This window comes from Microcystis sp. M53603_WE2, assembly GCF_030065435.1.
Map to the genome: position 1 here is coordinate 1 of NZ_JASJFF010001073.1, position 1,501 is coordinate 1,501.

1 protein-coding gene and 1 pseudogene are annotated in these 1,501 nt (G+C 48.0%); one reads left to right on the top strand and one right to left on the bottom strand.

The annotated features are described in order from the left end of the window. Nucleotides 1–139: 139 nt before the first annotated feature. A pseudogene (locus PX481_RS22625) lies at nucleotides 140–907 on the bottom strand (nuclease/transposase family protein); the annotation flags it as partial. Nucleotides 908–1,223: 316 nt separating this feature from the next. On the opposite strand from PX481_RS22625, the gene PX481_RS22630 reads away from it, so the two are divergent. Next, nucleotides 1,224–1,501: thiamine pyrophosphate-dependent enzyme (locus PX481_RS22630; RefSeq protein ID WP_288096169.1), on the top strand; the 278-nt coding region annotated here is incomplete at its 3' end.

A 1,501-nucleotide genomic window follows, 5' to 3' on the forward strand; every position in this document is an offset into this window, starting at 1 on the left:
AAAGCTTTTGTACCAGTGATGGTTAGAGATTTAGGGATTACGGAGTGTCGCTTGTTTCCTGCGTTCCCAAAGTCAACGACTCAATTTAATGCTAACATAAAGTCGCCCTAAAGGGCGAGGTTTTCAACCCAAATTTTCGATGATTTAAGTGCGCTTGGTATCTTCTCTCCCGCCCCGATAGCCGTTTCAAGATCTCCCGACACCTACGCCTGGTGGATCTAGTGCCTTGAGACGCTTTCCTTTGCAGAGAAGCTCGAACGCGACTGTATTTATCCCTCGTTTCCTTGATTCCCTCCCCCGACCACGATTGATCGGTTGATGTTACCGCGATGTCACGACGGCCGAAATCGACCCCGATAATGTTATCCGCGTTGATAGGTTTCGGCGGTTCCGATTTTAGTTGGATGTGGACATACCAACCGCCGTCACGATGTAGGCAGATTTGAGCGGAGGTCGGATTTTGCCAGGTAAGTTTCCCCCGATGGTAATTGCTCGCTCTCAGGGGAATGGTTAACCGTTTCCCCGTGGTGCTAACAGTAATCGCCCAATCTTTCTCGACGAAACGGAAGGTTCGAGCGTCACAGTCGAAACTTGTTGGAGCAAAGTTCTTGACCTTCTTCCCTTGAAGTTTTGCTGTCAAACGATTAGCCGCCACCCGACCGCAAGCTCTGACAACGTGGTTAGCCGTCAATCCGAACCGATCCTTAACGTCCTGATAACAGACGGCTTGAATCGAGTTCCGGTTAGTCAGCCGGGGATTGACGTTCTCGTTAATCCAGCTACAAGCCGACGCAAAAGCCGTACAGGTATCGGACAGCGCTTGTTGTTGTTCGCTACATACTTGAAGCTTGATCACTAGCGTCAGGACTTGTTCCACGGCCTCAAAAAACTCACCAACAGGAAGCATAACATATTTAGAGTCGATGCGCTACGCGCGTTTTATACTGGTCGGCATTCCTCCGCCGCTAACCCGTAGGGTGTAACGGGGGCATCCTGCCGACATCTAAGGTGAATTAAATGATGTAAGTGAGAGCGGAGCGAGTAAAATAACAAGATACCATCTTATCCTAGCCAATCTCTGACTGACTAAGGTTAGATTTGTAGAGAGAAAATACCAAGAACCTCTTGGTTTAAGCCTAAAAAATTCACTGCCAGAATTCTCGAACAATCTACCGCTTCCTCTCCCCCTGCCTTTTTGTTGTCTAAATGATACTACAGACCCTATGATTTCCGAACGTACTTTACCAACCTTTAATCCTGCTTCCATCATTATTACCAAAGCTGAAGGTCTTCGCCTATACGAGGATATGGTTTTGGGGCGGATGTTTGAAGATAAATGTGCCGAAATGTATTATCGAGGCAAAATGTTCGGTTTTGTCCACCTCTACAACGGTCAAGAAGCGATATCTAGCGGTATTATTAAAGCCTTGCGTCAGGGAGAAGATTACGTTTCTAGCACCTATCGCGATCACGTCCACGCCCTCAGTGCCGGAGTTCCCGC